This window comes from Streptomyces caelestis, from assembly GCF_001279005.1.
Taxonomy (GTDB): domain Bacteria; phylum Actinomycetota; class Actinomycetes; order Streptomycetales; family Streptomycetaceae; genus Streptomyces; species Streptomyces heliomycini.
On record NZ_LGCN01000245.1, the window covers coordinates 1 to 22,441 of the forward strand.

The window sequence follows — 22,441 nt, forward strand, 5'->3', positions numbered from 1 at the left end:
CGGGCGCCCAGGGGCCCGGTTCGCCGTACGGCGGGGGGCTTTAGGGGTCGGGGTCGTGCAGGGGTCTTTGCTGCTCGGGGGCGGGGGGCCCGGAAACCACCGGCGGCGGCTCGGAGACCGCGGATGCGGAGACTGCCGGGGCCGCGAAGGCGTCGGGCGCGTCGGAGGCCGGGTCGGTCGGGGACGCGAACCCGTCGGAGACGTCGGGCGCACCAGGGGCCGGAACAGCCGGGGACGCGGAGGCGTCGGAGACGCCGGCGGCCGGGTCGGTCGGGGACGCGGGCCCGGCGGACGCACCGAGGGTCGGGACAGCCGAGGACACGGAGACGTCGGGCGCGTCGGAGGCCGGGGCCGCGAACCCGTCGGAGACGCCAGACACACCAGGGGTCAGGGCGGCCGGGGACGCGGAGGCGTCGGAGACACCGGACACGTCGGGCGCACCGGGGGCCGGGACAGCCGAGGACGTGGAGGCGTCGGGCGCGTCGGGGGCCGGGGACGTGGGCCCGGTGGGCTCGTCGGGCTCCGGGGCTCCGGGGGCGGGCGTGGAGGCGTCCGGCGCGGGCTCGACGGGCCGGTTCCCGGAGCCCTCGGGCCTTAGAGGGCGGTCCAGTTCGTAGTCGCCCCGGTGGGCGTCGCCGACGGCGGCCGGCCCGCGGTCCGGGCGGGCCAGTTCGAAGTCGCCGTCGTGTCCCTCGGGACGCGTGGTCGGCTCCTCCCCCGGTGAGCCCGGCTTCCCCTCGTTCATGCTCTCCCCACGACTGGACACGGCACCGCGCGACGGCGGTGGCCGCGAGACTACTGGCTCGGCACCCGGCTGGGCCTGGGCGCGCCCCCTGGATTCAATCAGGTTCGCGCGCCCCTGCGCACGGGACGGCTCAGCGGGATGTCGGCGTGGGGACCGGCGTCGTACCGGTGGTGACGAGGCCCGGGGCCTTGAGCCCGGTGGAGACGGCCCACGTGGTCAAGGTGAGCGGCGGGGTCGAGGTGAGCGGTCGTATCAGCGGGGACAGGGCCGTCGCACCGCCCGTCAGCGGCGTGCCCGGCACGGGGTGGCGCTGTGTCGGGGCCGGGATCCCGGGCAGCAGCGGAGCGGAGACCGCGGTCGGGGCGACCGGGGTGGCAGCGGGCGCGCTCTGGCCCGCCATCTGGCCCAGCAGCGGTGCCATGCCGCGGCGCCGCTGGGACTCGGGCACCGCCGCGCCCGTGCCCTGTGTGCGCATCGGCGTGACGTTGCTGCCCTTGCCCGCGCCGCGCGCCTCCGTGTCGGTGGGCATGCCCGCGGTGACCCCGCCGAGCGCGATCGCGGCCAGCGACACCGCCCCGGCGGCGGCGAACGCGAACCGCAGCCCGCGGGAGGACGGCCGGTCGGTCTCATGACGGCTGACGTCGTGGACGGCGAAGCCCCGGCCGCCCGCGGCGGCCGGCAGCGCGGACCCGTGCCGCCGGACGGGCGCGTAGGCGAACTCGAAGCGCTCGCTCCGCCTGGCCCCGAAGGCCCCGGAGCCGCCGCCGAACCGCCCCGGCGTGCCGCCCGGCAGCCCTCCGCCGCCCAGCGGCGAGCCGCCGTCGCCGAGGTCGCCCCCGGCCGGCAGCCCCTGGAGACGGGCCAGGAAGCTCTCGGAGGGCGGCGGGGGCGCCGCCTGGGCGAACACGTTCTTCAGGCGGCGCTGCGCGTCCACCTCCACCCTGCACTTCGCGCAGGTGGCGACGTGCGCCAGTACGCGCTCGCGCGCGTCATGACCGAGCTCCCCGTCCACCAGGGCGGAGAGTCGGTCTCCCAGGTGCTGCTCTGCGAGGTGTCCCTCGGAGGACTTCGGCTGTGAACCGCTCACGCGCTCGCGCCCCCTCCTCCCAGTGCGGGAACACGCGGCACGAAGGAGCGGCGCTCCGCGCGCGCCTTGGGCGAGCGGTGCGCGAGGGCCTTGCGCAGCTGGGAACGGCCGCGGTGGATCCGGGACCGGACGGTGCCGAGCTTGACGCCCAGGGTGGCCGCGATCTCCTCGTACGACAGTCCTTCGATGTCGCACAGGACGACGGCGGCGCGGAACTCGGGGGCGAGGGTGTCGAGGGCCTGCTGGACGTCCGCGTCGAAGTGGGCGTCGTTGAAGATCTGCTGGGGCGTGGGCTCCTTGCTGGCCAGCCGCTCGGCCGCGTCGTCGCAGAGCGCGTCGAAGCGGATGCGCTGCTTGCGGCGGACCATGTCCAGGAAGAGGTTGGTGGTGATGCGGTGCAGCCAGCCCTCGAAGGTGCCCGGCGTGTACGTCGACAGGGAGCGGAAGACGCGGACGAAGACCTCCTGGGTGAGGTCCTCGGCGTCGTGCTGGTTGCCGGTGAGGCGGTAGGCGAGCCGGTAGACCCGGCCGCTGTGCATGCTGACGATCTCCTCCCAGGTGGGCGGAGTCCACGCCTGCCCGTCCGCGTCGGTGGAGAAAGTCGCGGTCTGGGCCGGGTCGCCGGCGCGGGCGTGGTCAGCAGCGGTGTCGTTCACGGATTTCGGCCTACCCGCCGATCCGAGGAAGCGCCGCAGCACCCCTCCGCGATCCACAGGCGCAGCCGCACCTCCCCTATCGGCTCTGGTGGTGTCCAGTGGAGCCCCTACCATAGCCACCTCGCCCGTTAGCTCCGGATAAGCGGTTTTACGAGAATTTGATCTGGGCTGCCACGGCTCGTACGGCTGCGTCAGCACTTGCTCGGCGCCCTCGTCCACTGCCTGCCCCCCGTCACGGCACACGCCCCTTGCTCATCCCTTTAAACGACCGGTCCCATCTGCGGGTTCCCGACGCCAACGGATACAGTCACGCCGAGGCACCCATGGGGACGGGAGAGGGTCATTACCGCCAACCGGCAGACGAGCTGGGCGTTCGCCGACGCCTATGTCGCCGAGGACGAAGCGCTGCACCGGGCCCGTGACCGGGCCCGTGACGCAGGGCTGCGCTCGGTGTCGCCCGGCACGGGCGCGGCGCTGCGGTTGCTCGCCGCCAGCGTGGACGCCAAGGCGGTCGCCGAGATCGGCACCGGCTGCGGGGTCTCCGGGATCCACCTGCTGCACGGGATGCGGCCGGACGGGGTGCTGACCACGGTCGACCAGGAGCCGGAGCACCAGCAGTCCGCCCGCCAGGCCTTCCGCGACGCCGGTTTCGCCGGGAACAGGGCCCGCTTCATCCCGGGCAGCGCGCTGGACGTCCTGCCCCGTCTCGCGGACGCCGGCTACGACCTGGTCTTCTGCGACGGCGACCGGCAGGAGTACCAGGACTACCTCGCCGAATCGCTGCGCCTGCTGCGCCCGGGAGGCCTGGTCGCCTTCGAAGGGGTCTTCGCGAACGGACGCACGGTGGACTCCGGACCGCAGCCCACGGAGGTGCTGCGGCTGCGGGAGCTGGTGCGGACCCTGCGCGAGAGCACGGAGCTGGTGTCGTCGCTGCTGCCGGTGGGGGACGGGCTCCTCTGCGCCGTCAAACGGTGACCGGCGCGCCCGCTCCGCTCCTTCGGCCCGTACGCGAAACAGCCGCCCCGGCACCGCGTGCGGCGCCGGGGCGGCTGAAAGGGTATGGTCGCTTGCGCGTCAGCCGACGACCTTCTTGAGGGCGTCGCCGAGCGCGTCGGCCTCGTCCGGGGTCAGCTCGACGACGAGCCGACCGCCGCCTTCGAGCGGAACGCGCATGACGATGCCCCGCCCCTCCTTGGTCACCTCGAGCGGGCCATCACCCGTCCGCGGCTTCATGGCCGCCATGCTCGTTCCCCTTCCTGGAACCCAGCTCAACCGTCTCAGCCGACGGCCCACTGAAGGGCACCTGCGGTCCTTGAAGCAGGACACACGCCACCGGCATCGAACACATTGCTTCCAGGTCATTATCCCGCATGGCGGGACCCGATGACCAACATCGGTCGGCATCGCTTGGGCAACGCACGCGAGCAAAACCACTCAATTCGGCGATGTGACTGCGATACTGCGCCGCCGCACGCACTCCCGGCGATCGGAAACGGCCAGGAATTGTTTGACGCAGGTCACACGTCGGCCGCCCGCCACGGTCGGTGATCTCCGTCATGCTGTCTGAACAGACGGGACGTACCGGCCGGTAGGTCCCGGGCCGTCACACGGAGGGACACCCCATGACCGACACCGTGCTCTACGAGGTGAGCGACGGACTCGCGACGATCACGCTCAACCGCCCCGAGGCGATGAACGCGCTGAACGTCGCGGCGAAGGTCGCCCTCCGGGACGCGGTCCGGTCCGCCGCGGACGACGACGCCGTACGGGCCGTGCTGCTGACCGCGGCCGGGGACCGGGCGTTCTGCGTCGGGCAGGACCTCAAGGAGCACATCGGGCTGCTGATCGAGGACCGGGAGACCGGTTCGGGGCAGACGATGAGCACGGTGCGCGAGCACTACAACCCGATCGTGAAGGCGATCGCCGGGGCCGCGAAGCCGGTGGTCGCGGCGGTGAACGGGGTCGCGGCGGGGGCCGGCTTCGGCTTCGCGCTGGCCGCGGACTACCGGATCGTCGCGGACACGGCGGCGTTCAACACCTCGTTCGCCGGGGTCGCGCTGACCGCGGACTCCGGGATCTCCTGGACGCTGCCGCGCGTGGTCGGCCCCGGGCGCGCCACCGACCTGCTGCTCTTCCCGCGCAGCGTCTCCGCGCAGGAGGCGTACGAGCTGGGCATCGCCAACCGGCTGGTCCCGGCGGCGGAGCTGCGCGCGGAGGCGGAGAAGGTGGCGCGGGCGCTGGCCGAGGGCCCGACGGTGGCGTACGCGGCGCTGAAGGAGTCCGTGGCGTACGGGCTGAGCCACTCGCTGGCGGAGGCCCTGGAGAAGGAGGACGAGCTCCAGACCCGGGCGGGCTCCTCGGAGGACCACGCGATCGCGGTGCGGGCGTTCGTGAACAAGGAGAAGCCTCGGTACCTGGGCCGGTGAGCTTCCGGTGAGCTCGGGGCTACGGCGCCGTCGGGGGCCGCGGGTTCGTCGTGGCTGGTTGCGCAGTTCCCCGCGCCCCTTGGGGGGCGCTTCTCGTCACGCATGCTTCCACGTGGTCGTTCACCAAGCCGCAGGCCTGCATCAGGGCGTACGCGGTGGTCGGGCCGACGAAGCGCAGGCCCCGTTTCTTCAGGGCCTTGGCCAGGGCCGTCGACTCCGGGGTCACCGCGGGCACGTCCGCGAGGGTCCTCGGCGCCGGGCGGCCGGCCGGGTCGGGGGCGTGGGACCAGATCAGGGCGTCCAGGTCGCCGGGCGCCCACCCGGCCAGCTCGCGCGCGTTGGCGAGGGTCGCGTCGATCTTGGCGCGGTTGCGGATGATGCCCGGGTCGGCCAGCAGGCGCTCGCGGTCGGTGTCGGTGAACTCCGCGACCTCGGCGATCTTGAAGCCGGCGAACGCGGCGCGGAAGCCGGGGCGGCGCCGCAGGATGGTGATCCAGGACAGGCCCGACTGGAACGCCTCCAGGCTGAGGCGTTCGAAGAGGGCGTCGTCGCCGTGGACCGGACGGCCCCACTCCTCGTCGTGGTACGTCACGTAGTCCGGCGTGGACAGCGCCCAGGGGCAGCGCGGGTGGCCGTCCGAGCCGGTGGGGGCGGCTGCTTCCTCGTTCACGACTGCTCGTCCTCCTGGTGCGTGGCCGGCTTGTCCGGGGAGAGGTGGGCCGCGGCGGCGCGGGCGCCGGCCAGCGCGGACTCCAGTTCGGCGATCCGGGCGTCGCGCTCGTCGAGCTCCGCGCCGAGGCGGCCGAGGGCGTCGTCCACGTCGGCCATGCGGTAGCCGCGGGCGGCGAGCGGGAAGCGCAGGCCCTCCACGTCCGCGCGGTCGACCGGCCGGTCCGGCGGCAGGGCGTCCCGCAGCCGCTCGGGAGCCGCCTCGGGCAGCGGGCCGTTGTCGCCGCCGCCCACCACGGCGAGGGTCACCGCGGCGACCACGACGGCGAGCGCGACGACCAGGAACAGGAACATAACCATCGCCGGGGCCCCCACGGTCGGATGAGTCGGAGTCGGATGTGTGGCTCCGATCGTGCCATGCGAGTCTGGCAGTCGGGGCCGCCGGGCGTTTCGGGGCGGCCCGGGACGGGATCGTACGAGGAAGAGGTCACAGGGGATGCTCAGGCTGGGCAGGCGGGAATTCGCACCGCACGAGCGGGTGATCATGGCGATCGTGAACCGGACCCCGGACTCCTTCTACGACCGGGGCGCCACGTTCCGCGACGAGCCGGCGCTGGCGCGGGTGGAGCAGGCGGTGGCGGAGGGCGCCGCGATCGTCGACATCGGCGGGGTGAAGGCCGGGCCGGGCGAGGAGGTCACGGCCGAGGAGGAGGCGCGACGGACGGTCGGCTTCGTCGCCGAGGTGCGGCGGCGCTTCCCGGACGTCGTGATCAGCGTGGACACCTGGCGGCACGAGGTCGGCGAGGCCGTGTGCGAGGCGGGCGCGGACGTGCTGAACGACGCGTGGGGCGGGGTCGACCCGCGGCTCGCGGAGGTCGCCGCCCGGTACGGCGCGGGGCTGGTGTGCACCCACGCGGGCGGCGCCCAGCCGCGGACGCGGCCGCACCGGGTGACGTACGACGACGTCATGGCCGACATCCTCGACGTGACCGTGGGGCTGGCGGAGCGGGCGGTCGCGCTGGGCGTGCCGCGGGAGTCGGTGATGATCGATCCCGGGCACGACTTCGGGAAGAACACGCGGCACAGCCTCGAGGCGACCCGGCGGCTGGGGGAGATGGTCGGCACGGGGTGGCCGGTGCTCGTCTCGCTGTCCAACAAGGATTTCGTCGGCGAGACGCTGGACCGGCCCGTGAAGGAGCGGGTGGTGGGGACGCTGGCGACGACCGCCGTGTCCGCGTGGCTGGGGGCGCGGGTGTACCGGGTGCACGAGGTGGCCGAGACCCGGCAGGTGCTGGACATGGTGTCGGCGATCGCCGGGGAGCGGGAGCCGGCTGTGGCCCGGCGGGGGCTGGCGTAGGCGCTTTCGCCCCGCCGCCCCTTCCCGTTCCCGGCACCGGAGGGCTCCGCCCCCGGACCCCCGGCCTTCGCCCACCCGCCGCCCGGCTCCGCGGGTGGGAAGGCGGGCCTCGAAGAAGACCTGCCTAGCGGCCCGCCTCCTTCGAGACCAGGGCCACCGCCTCCTCCACGTCGTCCGTGACGTGGAACAGGAGGAGGTCCTTCTCCGCCGCCTTGCCCTGGGCGATGACCGTGCCGCGGAGCCAGTCGACCAGACCGCCCCAGTACTCCGTGCCGAACAGCACGATGGGGAACTGGGTGACCTTCTGGGTCTGGACCAGGGTCAGTGCCTCGAAGAGTTCGTCCAGGGTGCCGAGGCCGCCGGGCAGGACCACGAAGCCCTGGGCGTACTTCACGAACATCATCTTGCGGACGAAGAAGTACCGGAAGTTCAGGCCGATGTCGACGTAGGGGTTCAGCCCCTGCTCGAAGGGCAGCTCGATGCCCAGGCCGACCGACATCCCCTCCGCCTCGAGCGCGCCCTTGTTGGCCGCCTCCATGGCTCCCGGACCGCCGCCGGTGATCACCGCGAAGCCCGCCCCGACCAGGCCCCGGCCCAGCCGGACGCCGGCCTCGTACTCCCACGAGTCCACCGGCGTGCGCGCCGAACCGAAGACGCTGATGGCGGGAGGGAGTTCGGCGAGCGTGCCGAAGCCCTCGACGAACTCCGACTGGATGCGCAGCACCCGCCAGGGGTCGGTGTGCACCCACTCCGTGGGCGCGCGCTCGTCCAGCAGTCGCTGGTCGGTGGTGCTCGCCTGCACCTGGCCCCGCCGGCGGAGGACCGGCCCCAGGCGCTTCTCCTCCGGCGGCTGCTGCTTCCCCTCGGGGTTGCCGGTAGCCATGTGCGCTCCCTCCGTTCGCTGGTCGTACCACCTCAGCGTAGATCCACACGGGTTACGTACGGGGGACCTCAGCATGTCCGGCACACAGCGGCGCAAACCCGTTCGCGTCAGGCCGTCAGCCAGGACCTCAGCCGTTCCTCCCCCGCGAGGATCTTCGCGGTGTCCACGCGCTCGTCCCGCTTGTGCGCCAAGTGGGGGTTTCCGGGACCGTAGTTGACCGCCGGGATGCCCAGCGACGAGAAGCGGGAGACGTCCGTCCACCCGTACTTGGGCTGCGGGGTGCCGCCCACCGCCTCGATGAAGGCCGCCGCGGCGGGGTGGGACAGGCCGGGCAGCGCCGCGCCGCTGTGGTCGTCGACGACGAACTCGCTCACCCCGCAGTCCGCGAACACCTCGCGGACATGGGCGAGGGCCTCCTCCTCGCTGCGGTCGGGGGCGTAGCGGAAGTTCACGCTCACGACGCATGCGTCGGGGATGACGTTGCCGGCCACTCCCCCGGTGACGCCGACCGCGTTCAGGCCCTCGCGGTACTCCAGTCCGTCGATCACCGGGTACCGCGGTTCGTAGGCGGCCAGCCGGGCGAGGATCGGGGCGGCGGCGTGGATGGCGTTGGAGCCCATCCAGCTCCGCGCGGAGTGGGCGCGCTCGCCGGTGGTCTTCAGCAGGACCCGCAGCGTGCCCTGGCAGCCGCCCTCCACCTGCCCGTCGGAGGGTTCGAGGAGCACCGCGAAGTCGCCCTCCAGCCACTCGGGGTGCGCCTCGGCCACGTGCTTCAGGCCGTTGAGTTCGGCCGCGACCTCCTCGTTGTCGTAGAAGACGAAGGTCAGGTCGCGGTTGGGGGCGGGGACCGTGGCCGCGATGCGCAGCTGGACGGCCACGCCGGACTTCATGTCGCAGGTGCCGCAGCCCCAGAGCACGCCGTCGGCGTCGAGCCGGGAGGGGACGTTGTCGGCGATCGGGACCGTGTCGATGTGGCCGGCGAGGATCACCCGCTCCGGGCGCCCCAGCCGCGTGCGGGCCACGACGTTGTTGCCGTGCCGGTCGACCGTGAGGTGCGGCAGGGTGCGCAGCGCGTCCTCGATCGCGTCCGCGAGCGGCTTCTCGGTGCCGCTCTCGGAGGGGAAGTCGACGAGCTGCGCGGTCAGGCGCGCGGCGTCCAGCGTGAGGTCAAGCGGGGTGTCGGCCATGCCGTCGACCCTAGCGCGCCGGGTGTCCGCACCACTGCCCGCACCCGGCACACAAGGAACCGTACTCTCCAGTACCTTGTACGCGTGCCAGAGCCGTCCCTTCCTTCCAAGCGCACGCGTCGCGGCCGTCTCGCCCGCTGGAGTGCGGCCCTCGTGGTGCTGTCCGCGGTCGCCGGATACGTCGTGGTGCAGTACGACACCGGGAGCACCCGCGGTCCGGGCTGCAAGGTCGTCTCCGGCAAGGGCGACGGGGCGACGTACGAGTTCACGCCCGAGCAGGCGGTGAACGCGGCGACGATCACCGCCGTGGGCACCGCGCGCGAGCTGCCCGAGCGGGCGGTGACGATCGCGCTGGCGACCGCGCTGCAGGAGTCGGCGCTGCGCAACATCGACCACGGCGACCGTGACTCGCTGGGCCTGTTCCAGCAGCGTCCCTCGCAGGGCTGGGGCACGCCGAAGGAGATCATGGACCCGGTGTACTCGGCGGACAAGTTCTACGAGCACCTGGAGGAGGTGCCGGGCTACACCCGGCTGCCGCTCACCGTCGCCGCGCAGCGGGTGCAGCGCAGCGGCTTCCCGCAGGCGTACGCCAAGCACGAGCCGGACGCCGCACTGCTGGCCGCCGCCCTCACCGGACGCTCGGCGGCGACGCTGACCTGCGACGGCCGTCCGGCGGCGACGCGGACGGCGGGCGCGGACGCGGTGCGTGCCGCGCTGGCCCGGGACTTCGGACGGGACGCGCTGGAGCCGGCCGGCGCCGAGGTGGGGGCCGCGTCCTCTTCCTCCTCGCCCCCGGTGAGCGCTCCGGCGGAATCCGGCGACCCCGGCGACTCCGGCGGGCGGACCGTGCGGCTTCCGGTCACCGTCGGGGAGGGCGCCGACGCCGGGGCTCGGGGCTGGCAGCTGGCCCACTGGGCCGTGGCCAACGCCTCCGAACTGCACATAAGGCAGGTGTCGTACGCGGGGCGGGAGTGGACGGCCGGGCACACCGACAGCCGGTGGCGGCCGACGGACGGCAAGAACGCGGAGGGGTCGGGGGGCGGCGCGGGGGTCGTGACCCTCACGACCAAGCCGTAGCGCGACGGCGCGGTCGCGCGACCGCGCAGGCGTGCGGGGGGTCACCCGCAGGCGTTGCGCACGGCCGATAATGCGACGCATTGCCAACTCTTTGCGTTGCCCCGCCGCAACCTTCCCGGCGGTCGAGCGGTAATCACGGCGTCACCGTTCTCTCCCGTCGAAGGAGCACCATGTCCCTCCCCCTGACCCGTCGGATCGCCCGTGCCGCGCTGCTCGTCGCCGCGGGAGCGGCCGCCGGGGTCGGCGCGGCCGGTTCCGCCAGTGCGGCCCCGGAACTGCCGGCCACCCCGAACCTCGGTGGGCTGACCGCTGTGGACGGGGCCGCCGGGAACACCATGAACGACGTGACGCGGGACGTCACGAAGACGGCGGGTGGTGCCGGCGAGGTGGCGCCTGGCGCCGGTAAGACCGTGAAGAAGGCTGCCGGGTCCCTCACCAAGGGTGCGCCGGTGAAGGGGCTGCCGGTCGGCTGAGGTTCGGCCTGCGGCCGGCCTTTTGTCACGGCGACGGGGTCTGGGGGGCTTCCCCTCGGGCCCCGTCGTTTCGTCTGCCAGCGTGGGCGCAGTGACCGGATGCCGGCCGGTGCCCGGCGTCGGCGGCTGTGCCCACCCTCCCCCATTGCCCTGAAGGCATGGGAGGTACCCCCATCGCCCTGCGGAACGACTGCCCACAGCCGGGGCAGGGGCGGCCGACCGCCCATGACCGGACCGAAGACAGTCGACCACCCACAGCCGGGGTGGAAACGGTCGGCCGCCTGCAGCCGGGCCAGGGACGACGGGTTGCCCACAGCCGGGCCAAGGACGGTCGGCCGCTCGCAGCCGGGCCGGAGACAGTCGACTGCCCGCAGCCGGGGCGGGGGCGGTTGGTTGCCCGCCCTCGCGGAGGTCAGGAGGTCAGGCGGGTTGCTGCTGCCTGGATTCGTTCGTCCGTCGCCGTGAGGGCCACGCGGACGAAGTTCTCGCCCGCCGGGCCGTAGAAGTCGCCGGGGGCGACCAGGATGCCCCGGTCGGCGAGGTGGGCGACCGTGGCCCAGCAGGACTCGTCCCTGGTGGCCCACAGGTAGAGGCTGGCCTCGCTGTGTTCGATGCGGAAGCCGTGGGCGAGGAGAGCCTCGCGCAGGACGGTGCGGCGGGCCGCGTAGCGCCCCCGCTGAACGCGCACGTGCTCGTCGTCGCCCAGCGCCGCCACCACGGCCGCCTGGGTCGGCGCGGAGGTCATCATCCCGCCGTGCTTGCGGATCTGCAGCAGCGGACCGAGGACCGCCGGGTCACCGGCCAGGAACGCGGCGCGGTAGCCGGCGAGGTTGGACCGCTTGGACAGCGAGTGGACCGAGACGATGCCGTCGTACGACCCGCCGTTGACGTCGGGGTGCAGCACCGAGACCGGGTCGGCCTCCCAGCCCAGCTCGATGTAGCACTCGTCGGAGAGGACGAGGACGTCGTGCTCGCGGGCCCAGGCGACGATCCGGGTCAGCTCCTCCTTGGACAGCACCCGGCCGGTCGGGTTGGACGGGGAGTTCAGCCAGAGCAGCTTCAGGTCCGTCGGGTCCAGCTCGGTCGGATCGTCGTACGCCACGTGGTCCGCGCGGGCGAGGCGGGCGCCGACCTCGTACGTCGGGTAGGCCAGGCGCGGGAAGGCGACCTTGTCGCCGGGACCGAGCCCGAGCTGGGTGGGGAGCCAGGCGACCAGTTCCTTGGAGCCGACGATCGGCAGGACGTGGTGGTGGGTGACCCCGCGGGCGCCCAGCCGGCGCTCCACCCAGCGGGTGAGCGCGTCGCGCAGCTCCGGGGTGCCCCAGACCGTGGGATAGCCCGGGGAGTCCGCCGCGGCGATCAGGGCCTTCTGGATCGGCTCGGGCACCGGGTCGACGGGGGTGCCGACCGAGAGGTCGACGATGCCGTCGGGATGCGCGGCGGCCGTCTTCTTGTACGGCTCCAGCTTGTCCCAGGGGAAGGCGGGCAGCCGGTCGGAGACTGCGGACACGGTTACGGGCTCACTTTCTGGTCCGGCGAACGCCTCGGTCCCGTACGGCGATCGGGAGGATCGGGCCGTACGGGACCGGGGCGGCACGTCTTGCGGGGCCGCTTCTCGCGGGACGGCTACGCCTGCGGCGGCAGCGCGGCGATGAACGGGTGGTCCCGCTCGATCAGACCCAGCTTGCTGGCGCCGCCGGGCGAGCCGAGCTCGTCGAAGAACTCGACGTTCGCCTTGTAGTAGTCCTTCCACTCCTCGGGAGTGTCGTCCTCGTAGAAGATCGCCTCGACCGGGCAGACCGGCTCACAGGCACCACAGTCGACGCATTCGTCCGGGTGGATGTACAAGGACCGACGGCCCTCGTAGATGCAGTCGACCGGGCACTCCTCGATGCACGCCTTGTCCTTCACGTCGACACAAGGCTGCGCGATGACGTAGGTCACGCTGTCGTTCCTCCTCGATAGGGCGCTGGCGGGCCTCCTCAGGCTCCGCCGCCTGGCGCGCGGGAGCGCGGCGTCGTCGATGCCCGCCCCTAGTATCTCCGTTCCTGGGCATGATCCGAACAGGAGGGGTGAACTGACCTGTGGAAATCTCTGCCGCCGGACGCCTCGAGGTCCGTATCACCACTGCTGACGTGGGAAAACGGGTCTCCGTACGGAGCTTGATCGAACATGGTCCCCCGGGTGAGAGGTTCACCGACACGGTCGGTGTTCTCACATCATGGGACAACGGTGTGCTGCGGATCACAAGGAAGAACGGGGAAAGCGTCCGTGTCTCGGAGTCCTCGCTGGTCGCGGGCAAGGTGATCCCTTCGGCCCCGGCGCGTCGCCGGGGTCCGGCGGCCTCGTACGAGGAGCTGGCGCGGGTCTCCGCCCGGGCGTGGCGGCCCGTGGAGAGCGAGCGGCTGGGCGAGTGGGAGCTGCGGGCGGCCGAGGGCTTCACGCGGCGGGCCAACTCCGTGCTGCCGCTCGGTGATCCGGGTGTGCCGCTCGACGACGCGCTGACGGCCGTGCGCGCCTGGTACGCCGCGCGGGGGCTGCCCGCGTACGCGCAGACCGCGACCGGCGCCGAGGGGACGCAGGAGCCGCTCTGCGCGGAGCTGGAGCGGCGGGGCTGGGTGCGGGAGGTGACCGCCGAGCTGTGGGTGGGTCCGCTGGCGCCGGTCGCCGACCTGGGCGGGGAGCCGTCCGGGGTCGTGCTGTCGCGGGAGGCGGACGGGGCGTGGCTGGCCCGGTACCGGCGCAAGGGGGTGAGCGAGGTGGCCCTGCGGGTGCTGGGGAGCGGTCCTTCGGTGTGGTTCGCCACGGTGCCGGGCGCCGGCGCGGACGCGCCGGCCGCCATCGGGCGGTGCGTCGTGGACGGGCGGTGGGCCGGCTTCGCGGCGGTCGAGGTGGACCCGGCGCGGCGGCGGCGGGGGCTGGCGACCGCCGTGATGGCCGCGCTGGCCCGGCGGGCGCTGGACGAGGGCGCCTCGGCGGCCTGGCTCCAGGTGGAGGACGACAACGCGGGAGCGCGGGCGCTGTACGACCGCATGGGCTTCGCCGCGCACCACGCGTACCACCACTACCGCGCTCCGGAATCGTCGGCTCCGGCAGGTGACGGGGCGCCGTGAGCGGGCACGAACCGGGTATGCGTCCTCCGCGTCCCCCGTCCCCCGAGCGCTCCGCCGAGCTGCGCCGGCGGTTCGCCGAGAAGGCCCGGTGCGAGCGGCCGGACCTGTCCACGCTGTGCCTGCTGGTCGCCGCGGAGGCGGACGGCGCGCTGGACGAGGCGGGCATGGACGCCGTGGAGGTGGAGCTGGACCGGCTGGCCGGCGAGCTGCCCTACCGGCCCGGCTCGCCGCACGCGTGGGCGGTGGCCCTGCGGGAGCTGCTGGGCGGGCGGTACGGCTTCCACGGCGTTCCGGACGACTACCGGCGGCTGGAGTCGTCGCTGCTGCACGAGGTGCTGCGGCGCCGGCGCGGGCTGCCGATCCTGTTGTCGGTGGTGTGGATGGAGGTGGCCCGGCGGGCGGGGGCGCCGGTGTACGGGGTGGCTCTGCCGGGGCACTTCGTGGTCGGGTTCGGGGAGGCGGGGGCGGAGGCGGGACAGGTGCTGGCCGATCCGTTCGACGGGGGCCGGGTGCTGACCGGGGCCGACGCGGAGCTGCTGGTCGCCGGGGCGACGGGGGCGCCGCTGGAGGCGTCGATGCTGACGCCCGCCGGGGTGCTGGACGTCGTCCTGCGGATCCTGAACAACGTCCGGGCGTGGTCGGCGGCACGTCCTGAGCACTCGGGCGTGGGGCTGTGGGCGGTGGAGCTGTCGCTGCTGCTCCCGTCGCACTCCGCGCGGCTGCGCTACGAGCGGGCACAGCTGCTGGTGCAGCGCGGTGACTTCCAGGACGGCGCACGGGAGCTGGACGCGTACGCGGAGGTGGTGGCGGCGGTGGACGAACCGGCGGCGGAACGGATCCGGGGCCAGGCGCAGGCGGCGCGGGCGCTGCTCAACTAGGAAGCGGGCGCCCGGTGATCCACCGGGCGCCCGCTTCCGGGCATCGTGTCGATCGCGTCAGCTGGGGTTCGTGTCGATGACGGCGACGCGGTCGGTCTTGCTGATCAGCGCCTGGCGGAGGGCGCCGTAGACGTCCTCGGGGGTGACGGCCGTCTTCTTGCCGTTGCCCCGGGTGATGAGCACACCGTCGAACGCCTGCCCGTACAGCTCCTCGAGGGCCTTCAGGTCGGGCTTGTCGACCAGCTTGCCGTCGACGGCCTGGACTCCGAGGAACTTCCACAGCGAGTTCTCGGGGCTCATCGGGACCGAGTGGTCCGCGTCCGTCTGCACGGTCACGATGCCCGACATCGCCGGCTCGGCGAACTCCTTCATCATCCGGTCGACCTCGGCCTTGGTGACCTTCGGCTGCTGGGCGGCCGTCGGAACGTTCACCGTGGCGGCCTTCCCGGTCTCGACCTGGGTGCGGTACGCCTCCGCCACCTCGTCGGTCGCCTTGGCGACGTCGATGCCCTGACCGCCCTTGGGGTACACCGGGACGGCCTTGCCGGACTCGAACCTGATCGAGCCCTCGGTCACCGAGCCGGAGCCGCCGGCGGCGTCCTCCAGGGCGGCCTGCAGCTTCTCCTCGTCGACGGGCATGACCGGCTCGACGACACGCTGGTTGCCGATGAGGGAGCCGATGACGTTGACCGGGTTGTAGTCGCTGCCGGTGGCCGCGCCGACGGTGGCGTCGGTGTCGAACTGCAGGCCCGCGTTGCCCGGCTCCAGTTCGACGGTCCTGCCGTCGACCGACAGCTTCAGCGGCCGGTCCAGCCGGTCGCCGAGGGTGGCGTCGAGCTTCTTGACGGCCTCGTCGCGAGTGCCGCCGCCGATGTCGACGCCGAGCACGGTGGTGCCCTTCGGCACGTCGGAACGGTTCATCAGCAGTCCGGCGCCGTAGGCGACACCGGCGAGGAAGACCAGGCAGCCGCAGAGCAAAACGAGCTTGTTGCGCCCCTTCTTCTTCGCCGGCTTCGAGGAGGCCGCCGGGGGCGTGGAGACCGGCTCGGGCAGCTTCGGGGGCGTGTGCGTCCGCGGGCCGTCGGGAGCGTTGAAGTCGGCGCCCGGCGGGACGAACGGGATGCCGCTGGTGACGGTGTCCCCGGAGACGTTGTCATGGCGGGGGCCGTAACCCGGGGCGCCCGGTTCGGCGAGCTTCTGCGGGGTGAGGATCGCGGTGTCGTCGCTCAGGCCGCCGCCGGGGACGCCGGGGCGTCCGCCCTGGCCGGCGGAGGCTGCGGGAGCGCCCTGGGCCGCCTGGGCGCCGGGGCGCGCGGAGGCGCCCTGGGCCGCCTGACCCGCCTGGGCCGCCTGACTCGACTGGGCGCCGGAGCGGACCGGGAGTGCGGGAAGGCCGGGACCACCGGGAACGGGGGGAGCGCCGGAGCCCCTGCCCGCCCGGGGAGCGACCGGGCTCGAGCCGGTCGCCGGTCCGGTGGTCGGTCCCGCGGGACCCGCGGGACCCGGCCGTCCACGGTGACCGGACTGACCGGACTGAGGAGCCTGGCCCGGTCGTGCCCCGTCGCGCCCGCCCGGAGCCTCGTCCGCGAAGAACGGCAGGTCGTCACGGCGCTGCTCGTCGCCCTGCCCCGTACCCGGACGGGCGCCGGGGCCCGCCGGCCCGGCGGCCAGCGCTTCGGTCACGTCGAAGGAGCCGGTGCCGCCGCCGTGCCCGGGGGCCACGGGCCCGCCGGTCGCACCGGTGGGCCCGGAACCCTGCGTGCCGCCGGGGCGGGAACCGCCCGGCGTGCCCGTGGGGCCGGCGGCGCCACCGGGACGTCCGGCGCCCGGCCGCGCGCCGGCGGGAGCGGCGGGGAGCTGCGGGGCGCCGCCCGCGGCGGGACCCGAACCGCTCGACGCGCCCGCGCCGTTGGCGGAGCCGGCACCCGGACCGCCCTTGCCCGCGCCCGACTTGCGGGGCGCGAACCAGTCGCTGGCCGGCTTCTCCCCGGCCGTCGGCCGCTCGGGCCGGTCGGCGGGCTCGACCGCGTCGGCGGCCGGGGCGTTCCGGGCCGGGGACGGCGCCGACGCCTCGGCGGCGGTGGCGCCCTTGCTCTCCGCGTCCGTGACGGGCTTGCGCACGACGACCGGCGGAATGGGCCGCGATCCGGGGATGTTGATGCGGATCCGCGTGGTCAGCGTGGTCTCGGTCTTGCGTTCATCCGGCCGCGCGGCCGAACGGCCCGCGTCCGTGCCCTCGTCCGGAATCGCCGGAATCCCGTAGGGCGGCGTGCCCGACGGGTAGGCGGCTCCGCCGCGCCCGTTGGGCCCGGAGGACGGAGTGTCAGTTTCACGACTCAAGGCAGGTTCTCCCGGTTGGCTCCGCCGCCCGTCACGACCTCACGGTGGGAGTCCTCCCAGCTCGGGCGAAGCCGAGGGTTCGAGGGAGGCTCGGCGGCGCGCACCACCTTACTGGCCATGTCCGACCGGTATCCCAGTACCGCCGGGGAAACCCACACCGGACCCGCACGCCCGTGACGCGGCGAAGTGGTACGTCACTTGCCAAGTCGGGCGGGAGGGCCGTTCGGTTGCCGCCCGGGGGCGAGGGTGGCGCAGATCACAGCCAGGGTGATGCCGCCGAGGAGGAAGAGGTAGGAGCCGCCGCCCGCGGCGAACAGGAAGTCGCCTTCCGGGCGGCTGACGGTGAGCAGGAGGACGACGAGCATCCAGCCGCCGGCGGCCCAGGCGCCTCCGGCCCGGCTGCGCAGGGCTCGGGTGGCCCCCAGGATCAGCCCCGCCTCACCGGCGAGGGCGAGCAGCAGCCCGCCGGGGAACCACGCGGGCTGCACCAGCGCCCCGGCCGCGCCGACCACGGCGCCGAGCAGGAACAGTCCCAGGCAGGCGGCGACCCGTCCGGCGGAGGGCGGCCGCAGCGGCTGGGCGAGCGCGGAGGGCGACCGGCCGCTCACGGCGCCTCTCCGATCCCGGCGAACAGGTCGCTCTCCCGCTCCTCGGGGCGTTCGCCGCGTGCCAACTCGTAGTACTCGGTGGTGAGGAGCGGCTGGGCGAGTTCGTTGGAGAGCACGAAGTACGGTTCGGCCACGGTGATCTGGGTGGCGTGCGCCCGCATGGCGGCGGCCTTGGCGGCGGCGTGCGCGGTGCCGTCGATCTCGGTGGTGACCTGCTCGTCGGCGACGACACCGGGTACGTCGCCGACGACGGCCGCCTTCTCGAAGGGCAGGCCGGGCAGGTCGTCGTCGAGGCGGGCGAAGGACTCCTCGGCGACGGACCGGGGCACGCGGTTCCAGTAGACCTTGGGGACGTCCCAGCCCCGTTCGGCGGCGAGCTCGACGGCGCGCATGGCGACGCGGTGGGCCTGGATGTGGTCGGGGTGGCCGTAGCCGCCGTCGTCGTCGTAGGTGACGAGGACCTGGGGGCGGATCTCCAGGATCACCTCGGCGAGCAGCCCCGCGGCCTGGTCGACGTCGGCCTGCCAGAAGCAGCCGGGGTCGTCGTTGTCGGGCAGCCCCATCATCCCGGAGTCGCAGTACCGCCCGGCCCCGCCGAGCAGCCGGAAGTCCGTGACCCCGAGCGCGCGCATCGCTTCCCTCAGCTCCCCGAGCCGGTGCCCGCCGAGGGCGGCCCCGCTCAGGTGCCCCAGCTCGGGCGGGATGACCTCGCCCCGCTCACCGAGCGTGCAGGTGACCAGCGTCACGTGGGCGCCCTCGGCGGCGTAGCGGGCCATGGTCGCGCCGTTGTTGATCGACTCGTCGTCCGGGTGGGCGTGCACCAGCAGCAGACGCCGGTCGGGGAGTTCCGTCATGGGCTCCACCCTATGAGGCGCGGGGCCCTCCCCGTCCGCGCCCCGGCCGCCCGCCGCCCGGTTCCACCGCCCGCGTCGGCGACCCCGCGACCGCCTGGCCGCGCAGCGTGCGCGCCCAGGGGGCGTCGACGGCGTCGGCGTCGATCGCCACCAGGACGTTGCTGAGCAGGGCGTCCGCGAAGTAGCGGCGGATCTGCTCCTCGGAGGCGCCGGAGACGGCGCGCACGTACTCGACCTGCTTGGCGTAGCACCTGCGCACGGCCTCGCCGATGCCGGGCTCACCGGCGCAGCCCTGGGCGTGCATGAGGATCATCAGCACGTCCCGGTCGGCGATGACCTCGTCGTACGAGGCGGTCAGCGCCTGCATGACCGCCTGCGGGTCGGTGCTCCGCACCGACGCCGCCGCCGTGGCGACGGACTCGCGCAGACGGTCCGAGCAGTAGTCGACCAGGGCGGCGAACAGCGTCTCCTTGTCCTTGAACAGCCGGTACAGGTACCCCTGCGAGATGCCCGCGGCCTTGGCGACGTCCGTCGTCGAGGTTCCGTAGTAGCCCCGCGCGGCGAACGTCTTGATGGCCGTGCGCATGACCGTGGCCCGGCGCTCGTCGGCGGTGGAGCGCTGTCGCGTCCTGGTTTCCATGAAAGCAATCAACCACTCTCATGGGGGCGCGTCAAACCACCGGAGCGGCCCGGTGCGGGCGCGCCCGGCGGACGCGCTCAGGCGTCGCTGAACGCCGCGACCATGTCGTCGGCGCTGCCGCCGAGGGCCTCCATGGCGATCAGCGGGTTCCAGTAGTCGACGTAGCGGCTGATCCTGCCGTCCACGGTCTCGACCACCGAGATGTACGACTGGTTGTAGGGGCGGCCGGTCTCCAGCGCGATGCCCTCGGACCTGAGCTCCGCGATGACCAGCGCGGGGTCGACGGTCTCGTGGATGCGCACGTCGGTCATCCTCAGGCGGAACGCCTTGGAGAAGTTGCCGATGTGGCCGAGCATCTCCTCCCTGCCCACGAGTCGGGTGGCGTAGCCCTTCGGGGCGTACGGGAACTCCATCACTCCGTCCTCGGTAAAGAGCTCGACCCACTCCTCGACCCGGCCGGCGGCCAGGAGGTCGAGGTGGTCCCGGAACACCTGCTGGGCGGCGGCCCGGACGGCGTCGGCATCCTGCGGAGCGGAAGGGGTGTCTGTCATGGCGGAAGGTCGCTTTCTGGGGTGGTGATCATTCGATGATCCAGTAAGTAAGCGGTCGATCGCTTACTTACTGGGCTGAAGAACGGCCCTCTGCCTCTACGACTGAAGGGCCGGTCTTGTGCGCCGCGCCGCTTCGATCTCGGTGCGCTCGACTCGAAGTAAGTAATAGACCACTTTCATTTGACGCGTCAAGTGACGTTGCTCCATCGCCGGTTCGGCCACCCGGCGCACCGGCAGGCCGCAGAAAGACTGACGGGTACTTCCGAGGGGCATGCAGTCGCCCATGGACGAGGTGACGCTGGATTGGGCAAGACGCATCGCGGAGGCGGAGCTCGGTGAGGCGCTGCCCCGGCGATGGGCACACAGTCAGGGAGTGACCGCTCGGGCGGGAGGAATGGGGCAGCTTCTGGGGAAGGACGCCACCCTGCTGGCTGCGGCTGCGGTCCTGCACGATGTGGGTTACACCCCCCGTTTGGCGATCACCGGTTTCCATCCGCTTGACGGAGCGCGCTTCCTGCGGGACGAGCACGGTGCCGGCGAAAGGCTGACCCGCCTGGTGGCGAACCACTCGTTCGCACTGCTGGAGGCGGAGGAACGCGGGCTGAGGGAGGAGCTGGCCGCGGAGTTCCCGTTGTTGGACGATCCGCTGCTGGTGGACGCCCTCGTGTACTGCGACATGACGACGACGCCCGTGGGTGGCCGGACGACCGCGCAGGCACGGGTCGTGGAGATCATCGACCGTTACGGCGCGGACAGCCTGGTCGGTCGGTTCATCCGACGGGCGGCACCGGAGATCTTCTCGTCTGTCGAGAGGATCGAGGCCGCCCTGGCGGCTCAGCCAAGGTAGGGATAGGTGCCGGCGAGGTAGTCCCCGATCTGCTGGCGCATGCTGGGGTGGATGTCGTATTGGTCCAGGTCGGCCGGCTGGACGAAGCGGACGCCGTCGGCCTCGTCGTTGATCGTGGGCGCTCCGCCGACGGGGCGGCCGATGTAGGTGTTCTCGTACTGCTGGCGGATCTCGCCGTCGGTGTAGGCGACGATGTGGTTCGGGTTGGTGTAGACGCCGAGGAAGCCTGTGACCTCCGCGATGATGCCGGTCTCCTCCAGGCACTCGCGAACCGCGCACTGGGCTGCGGTCTCACCGATGTCCTGGGCGCCTCCGGGGAGTGCCCACTGTCCGGTGTCGCGGCGGCGCTGGAGGAGGATGGCGCCCGTCTCGTCGGCGACGAGCAGGTTGCTGGCCGGGATGAGGGTGTTCGCCTTCGGAGCGGCCGGGTCGTTGTAGTACTCAGTCCTGCCCATGGTCGGCGGTCCTCTCCTGATCGGATGCCCACGGCCGCGCGGCGGCCCAGACAGCGTCGAAGCTCTGAGCGTAGTTGTCGAACCACCCTGCGCCATCGGCTCTCTTGAGATGGAGGAGGGGGTTGGCGCTGGCCGGCTGCCCCCAGATGTGAGGGTTGACGAGCAGGTCGTCGTCGTAGCGGAACATGGACGTGTAGAGCGTGGTGTCGTGGAGCCGTACTGCGCACCCGGCCTTGCCCAGCAAGGGGCGGTAGTACGTCAGCGAGGCGCGGATCTTGGCGGCGAGTGTGTCTCCGATTCCCTCCTCGCGGCCCCGGAGGGCGACCGCCTGACCGTCGGGATCACCGAAACACAGGCGAACCCGGACGCCCTCGGCCGCGCGTTCGGAGAGCATCTTGGCGACAAGTGGGTTGGACTGGGCGAAGAAGGTGCCGGAGAAGACGAGGACGCTGATCTCCTGCCGGGCCTCCCGTAACAGCGAAAGCCATACGTCCCGCGGCACGCTGGCCCGATTCTGGTAGGTGCCGACCAGCTCGGTGCCTGATCCGTCACGCGGTCGACGGGGCCGCTTGGAAGGCGTCGGCCAGAGGAAGGCCTCTTCCACGCGCAGATGGCCCGCGACGCGGAAGCGATGCCGCGCGTGAGGGATCCGTCCGCCCAGCCAGCGGCTCACCGTCTTGGGGTCGACCTCGCAGATCTCCGCGAGCGCGTCGGGTGAGACCCCTCGCTGGACGAGCACGGTATGCAGTCGGTCGTTCACAGAAGTCATGGAAGCGGTGTACCGCGTGATCACACAAGGACGTTATGGGACGTTGCCGAGGAACCACAGTGCCGACGGCTGCTGCTTACGCTGACGCCATGGAGCTCATCGTCCTGTGGGACATCGACCACACCCTCATCGAGAACGCGGGGGTGAGCAAGGAGATCTACGCCGCCGCCTTCCTGGCGCTCGCGGGGCGCGAGCCGACGGGCCCGGCACGGACCGAAGGACGCACGGACCGTCTGATCATGCACGACATGTTCGTTCGCGAGGGTCTGCCCGTGCCTGGCTGGCCCGACATCGAGGCCGCTCTCGGCCGGGCAGGGCGTGAACGCCTGGATGCTCTGCGCTCACGCGGATGGGCCCTGCCAGGAGTCCACGAGGCACTGAAGGCCGCCTCGGCGCGGAGTGGTTGGGTTTCCTCCGTCCTGACGGGCAATATCGATGCCAACGCCCGTGTGAAGCTCTCCGCGTTCGGCCTCGACTCCTTGCTGGACCTGCCGGTGGGCGCCTACGGAGCGGACGCCGACCTGCGTCCCGATCTCGTCGCGGTCGCCCGCGAGCGCGTGCAACGGCTTCGTGGTGTTCGGGCCGACACGCCCACTGTCCTCGTGGGGGACACCCCCCGCGATGTGGAGGCCGCCCTGGTCACGGAGTGCGGGATCGTCGCTGTCGCCTCCGGTATCCACGATCGCGCGGAACTCTCAGAGGCCGGCGCCCCCGAGGTCCTGTCCGACCTGGCAGACACCAAGCACCTTCTCAGCGTCCTGGAGTCGTTTGCCAGTGACGGAAAACGTCCCGGGACGTCCTCAGGCCGTCCCTGAACGCGGTGACG

25 protein-coding genes are annotated in these 22,441 nt (G+C 72.8%); 9 read left to right on the forward strand and 16 right to left on the reverse strand.

What is annotated here, in order from left to right; genetic code table 11:
* Nucleotides 1-875: 875 nt before the first annotated feature.
* Both ADK41_RS33285 and sigE read right to left on the reverse strand, forming a co-directional pair.
* A complete protein-coding gene (locus ADK41_RS33285) occupies nucleotides 876-1,832 on the reverse strand; it encodes an anti-sigma factor family protein (RefSeq protein WP_030834638.1) in 957 nt (318 codons plus the stop codon).
* A complete protein-coding gene (gene sigE / locus ADK41_RS33290) occupies nucleotides 1,829-2,488 on the reverse strand; it encodes an RNA polymerase sigma factor SigE (RefSeq protein ID WP_030834640.1) in 660 nt (219 codons plus the stop codon). Before sigE ends, ADK41_RS33285 begins: the two co-directional genes overlap by 4 nt.
* Nucleotides 2,489-2,764: 276 nt before the next feature.
* Here sigE and ADK41_RS33295 point away from each other — a divergent pair, with 276 nt between their 5' ends.
* Nucleotides 2,765-3,463, forward strand: a complete 699-nt coding sequence (locus ADK41_RS33295; RefSeq protein ID WP_078662156.1) for an O-methyltransferase — start codon at nucleotides 2,765-2,767, stop codon at nucleotides 3,461-3,463.
* A 99-nt stretch (nucleotides 3,464-3,562) separates the two neighbouring features.
* Here ADK41_RS33295 and ADK41_RS40290 read toward each other — a convergent pair whose 3' ends face one another.
* Nucleotides 3,563-3,730: a DUF3117 domain-containing protein gene (locus ADK41_RS40290; RefSeq protein WP_003966491.1), complete on the reverse strand. Its 168-nt coding sequence runs from the start codon at nucleotides 3,728-3,730 to the stop codon at nucleotides 3,563-3,565.
* A gap of 380 nt (nucleotides 3,731-4,110) precedes the next feature.
* Here ADK41_RS40290 and ADK41_RS33300 point away from each other — a divergent pair, with 380 nt between their 5' ends.
* Complete coding sequence (locus ADK41_RS33300) at nucleotides 4,111-4,914, forward strand: enoyl-CoA hydratase/isomerase family protein (RefSeq protein ID WP_030834644.1); 804 nt, start codon at nucleotides 4,111-4,113, stop codon at nucleotides 4,912-4,914.
* Between the two features lie 19 nt (nucleotides 4,915-4,933).
* Here the strand turns inward: ADK41_RS33300 and ADK41_RS33305 are convergent, their stop codons facing one another.
* Nucleotides 4,934-5,584 carry a DNA-3-methyladenine glycosylase I gene (locus tag ADK41_RS33305; RefSeq protein ID WP_051843528.1) on the reverse strand — a complete coding sequence of 217 codons (651 nt, stop codon included), beginning with the start codon at nucleotides 5,582-5,584 and terminating at the stop codon, nucleotides 4,934-4,936.
* On the reverse strand, nucleotides 5,581-5,937 hold the full coding sequence (locus ADK41_RS33310) for a DivIVA domain-containing protein (RefSeq protein ID WP_030834650.1): 357 nt from the start codon (nucleotides 5,935-5,937) through the stop codon (nucleotides 5,581-5,583). The genes ADK41_RS33305 and ADK41_RS33310 overlap by 4 nt, the downstream gene beginning before the upstream one ends.
* 142 nt (nucleotides 5,938-6,079) lie before the next feature.
* On the opposite strand from ADK41_RS33310, the gene folP reads away from it, so the two are divergent.
* On the forward strand, nucleotides 6,080-6,940 hold the full coding sequence (folP, locus tag ADK41_RS33315; RefSeq protein ID WP_030834653.1) for a dihydropteroate synthase: 861 nt from the start codon (nucleotides 6,080-6,082) through the stop codon (nucleotides 6,938-6,940).
* 124 nt (nucleotides 6,941-7,064) lie between these two features.
* Here the strand turns inward: folP and ADK41_RS33320 are convergent, their stop codons facing one another.
* Entirely contained in the window at nucleotides 7,065-7,823 is a 759-nt protein-coding gene (locus tag ADK41_RS33320; RefSeq protein ID WP_030834654.1) for a TIGR00730 family Rossman fold protein, read from the reverse strand.
* Nucleotides 7,824-7,930: 107 nt separating this feature from the next.
* A complete protein-coding gene (gene dapE / locus ADK41_RS33325; RefSeq protein ID WP_030834655.1) occupies nucleotides 7,931-9,010 on the reverse strand; it encodes a succinyl-diaminopimelate desuccinylase in 1,080 nt (359 codons plus the stop codon).
* Between the two features lie 84 nt (nucleotides 9,011-9,094).
* Here dapE and ADK41_RS33330 point away from each other — a divergent pair, with 84 nt between their 5' ends.
* Both ADK41_RS33330 and ADK41_RS33335 read left to right on the forward strand, forming a co-directional pair.
* Complete coding sequence (locus tag ADK41_RS33330; RefSeq protein ID WP_078662158.1) at nucleotides 9,095-10,087, forward strand: heavy metal transporter; 993 nt, start codon at nucleotides 9,095-9,097, stop codon at nucleotides 10,085-10,087.
* Nucleotides 10,088-10,257: 170 nt separating this feature from the next.
* A complete protein-coding gene (locus ADK41_RS33335; protein WP_030834658.1) occupies nucleotides 10,258-10,560 on the forward strand; it encodes a hypothetical protein in 303 nt (100 codons plus the stop codon).
* A 412-nt stretch (nucleotides 10,561-10,972) separates the two neighbouring features.
* Here ADK41_RS33335 and ADK41_RS33340 read toward each other — a convergent pair whose 3' ends face one another.
* Together ADK41_RS33340 and fdxA are read right to left on the reverse strand one after the other, a co-directional pair.
* Nucleotides 10,973-12,070 carry a bifunctional succinyldiaminopimelate transaminase/glutamate-prephenate aminotransferase gene (locus ADK41_RS33340; protein WP_030834660.1) on the reverse strand — a complete coding sequence of 366 codons (1,098 nt, stop codon included), beginning with the start codon at nucleotides 12,068-12,070 and terminating at the stop codon, nucleotides 10,973-10,975.
* Between the two features lie 116 nt (nucleotides 12,071-12,186).
* Nucleotides 12,187-12,504: a ferredoxin gene (gene fdxA, locus ADK41_RS33345; protein WP_006135610.1), complete on the reverse strand. Its 318-nt coding sequence runs from the start codon at nucleotides 12,502-12,504 to the stop codon at nucleotides 12,187-12,189.
* Between the two features lie 140 nt (nucleotides 12,505-12,644).
* Between fdxA and ADK41_RS33350 the strand changes: the two genes are divergently transcribed.
* A complete protein-coding gene (locus ADK41_RS33350; RefSeq protein ID WP_030834668.1) occupies nucleotides 12,645-13,673 on the forward strand; it encodes a GNAT family N-acetyltransferase in 1,029 nt (342 codons plus the stop codon).
* A 17-nt stretch (nucleotides 13,674-13,690) separates the two neighbouring features.
* On the forward strand, nucleotides 13,691-14,551 hold the full coding sequence (locus ADK41_RS33355; RefSeq protein WP_030834670.1) for a transglutaminase-like domain-containing protein: 861 nt from the start codon (nucleotides 13,691-13,693) through the stop codon (nucleotides 14,549-14,551).
* Nucleotides 14,552-14,608: 57 nt separating this feature from the next.
* On the opposite strand, the gene ADK41_RS33360 is transcribed toward ADK41_RS33355, so the two are convergent.
* From ADK41_RS33360 to ADK41_RS33380, 5 genes are all read right to left on the reverse strand, one after another.
* Nucleotides 14,609-16,891: a membrane protein gene (locus ADK41_RS33360; protein ID WP_030834673.1), complete on the reverse strand. Its 2,283-nt coding sequence runs from the start codon at nucleotides 16,889-16,891 to the stop codon at nucleotides 14,609-14,611.
* Between the two features lie 194 nt (nucleotides 16,892-17,085).
* Nucleotides 17,086-17,499, reverse strand: coding sequence for a DUF6113 family protein (locus ADK41_RS33365; protein ID WP_030834675.1), 414 nt, complete (start codon nucleotides 17,497-17,499; stop codon nucleotides 17,086-17,088).
* Nucleotides 17,496-18,353 (reverse strand): N-acetyl-1-D-myo-inositol-2-amino-2-deoxy-alpha-D-glucopyranoside deacetylase, encoded by an 858-nt coding sequence (gene mshB, locus ADK41_RS33370; RefSeq protein WP_030834677.1) that lies wholly within the window; start codon nucleotides 18,351-18,353, stop codon nucleotides 17,496-17,498. The genes ADK41_RS33365 and mshB overlap by 4 nt, the downstream gene beginning before the upstream one ends.
* 10 nt (nucleotides 18,354-18,363) lie before the next feature.
* Nucleotides 18,364-18,993 (reverse strand): TetR/AcrR family transcriptional regulator, encoded by a 630-nt coding sequence (locus ADK41_RS33375; protein WP_234319056.1) that lies wholly within the window; start codon nucleotides 18,991-18,993, stop codon nucleotides 18,364-18,366.
* A 77-nt stretch (nucleotides 18,994-19,070) separates the two neighbouring features.
* Complete coding sequence (locus ADK41_RS33380; RefSeq protein WP_037805182.1) at nucleotides 19,071-19,544, reverse strand: nuclear transport factor 2 family protein; 474 nt, start codon at nucleotides 19,542-19,544, stop codon at nucleotides 19,071-19,073.
* 283 nt (nucleotides 19,545-19,827) lie between these two features.
* On the opposite strand from ADK41_RS33380, the gene ADK41_RS33385 reads away from it, so the two are divergent.
* Nucleotides 19,828-20,391 (forward strand): HD domain-containing protein, encoded by a 564-nt coding sequence (locus tag ADK41_RS33385; RefSeq protein WP_030834688.1) that lies wholly within the window; start codon nucleotides 19,828-19,830, stop codon nucleotides 20,389-20,391.
* Here ADK41_RS33385 and ADK41_RS33390 read toward each other — a convergent pair.
* Complete coding sequence (locus tag ADK41_RS33390; RefSeq protein WP_030834691.1) at nucleotides 20,379-20,846, reverse strand: NUDIX hydrolase; 468 nt, start codon at nucleotides 20,844-20,846, stop codon at nucleotides 20,379-20,381. The two genes, ADK41_RS33385 and ADK41_RS33390, sit on opposite strands and share 13 nt — an antisense overlap.
* On the reverse strand, nucleotides 20,833-21,606 hold the full coding sequence (locus tag ADK41_RS33395) for a hypothetical protein (RefSeq protein ID WP_030834694.1): 774 nt from the start codon (nucleotides 21,604-21,606) through the stop codon (nucleotides 20,833-20,835). The genes ADK41_RS33390 and ADK41_RS33395 overlap by 14 nt, the downstream gene beginning before the upstream one ends.
* 98 nt (nucleotides 21,607-21,704) lie before the next feature.
* Between ADK41_RS33395 and ADK41_RS33400 the strand changes: the two genes are divergently transcribed.
* Complete coding sequence (locus ADK41_RS33400; RefSeq protein ID WP_051843530.1) at nucleotides 21,705-22,430, forward strand: HAD family hydrolase; 726 nt, start codon at nucleotides 21,705-21,707, stop codon at nucleotides 22,428-22,430.
* Nucleotides 22,431-22,441 lie beyond the last annotated feature (11 nt).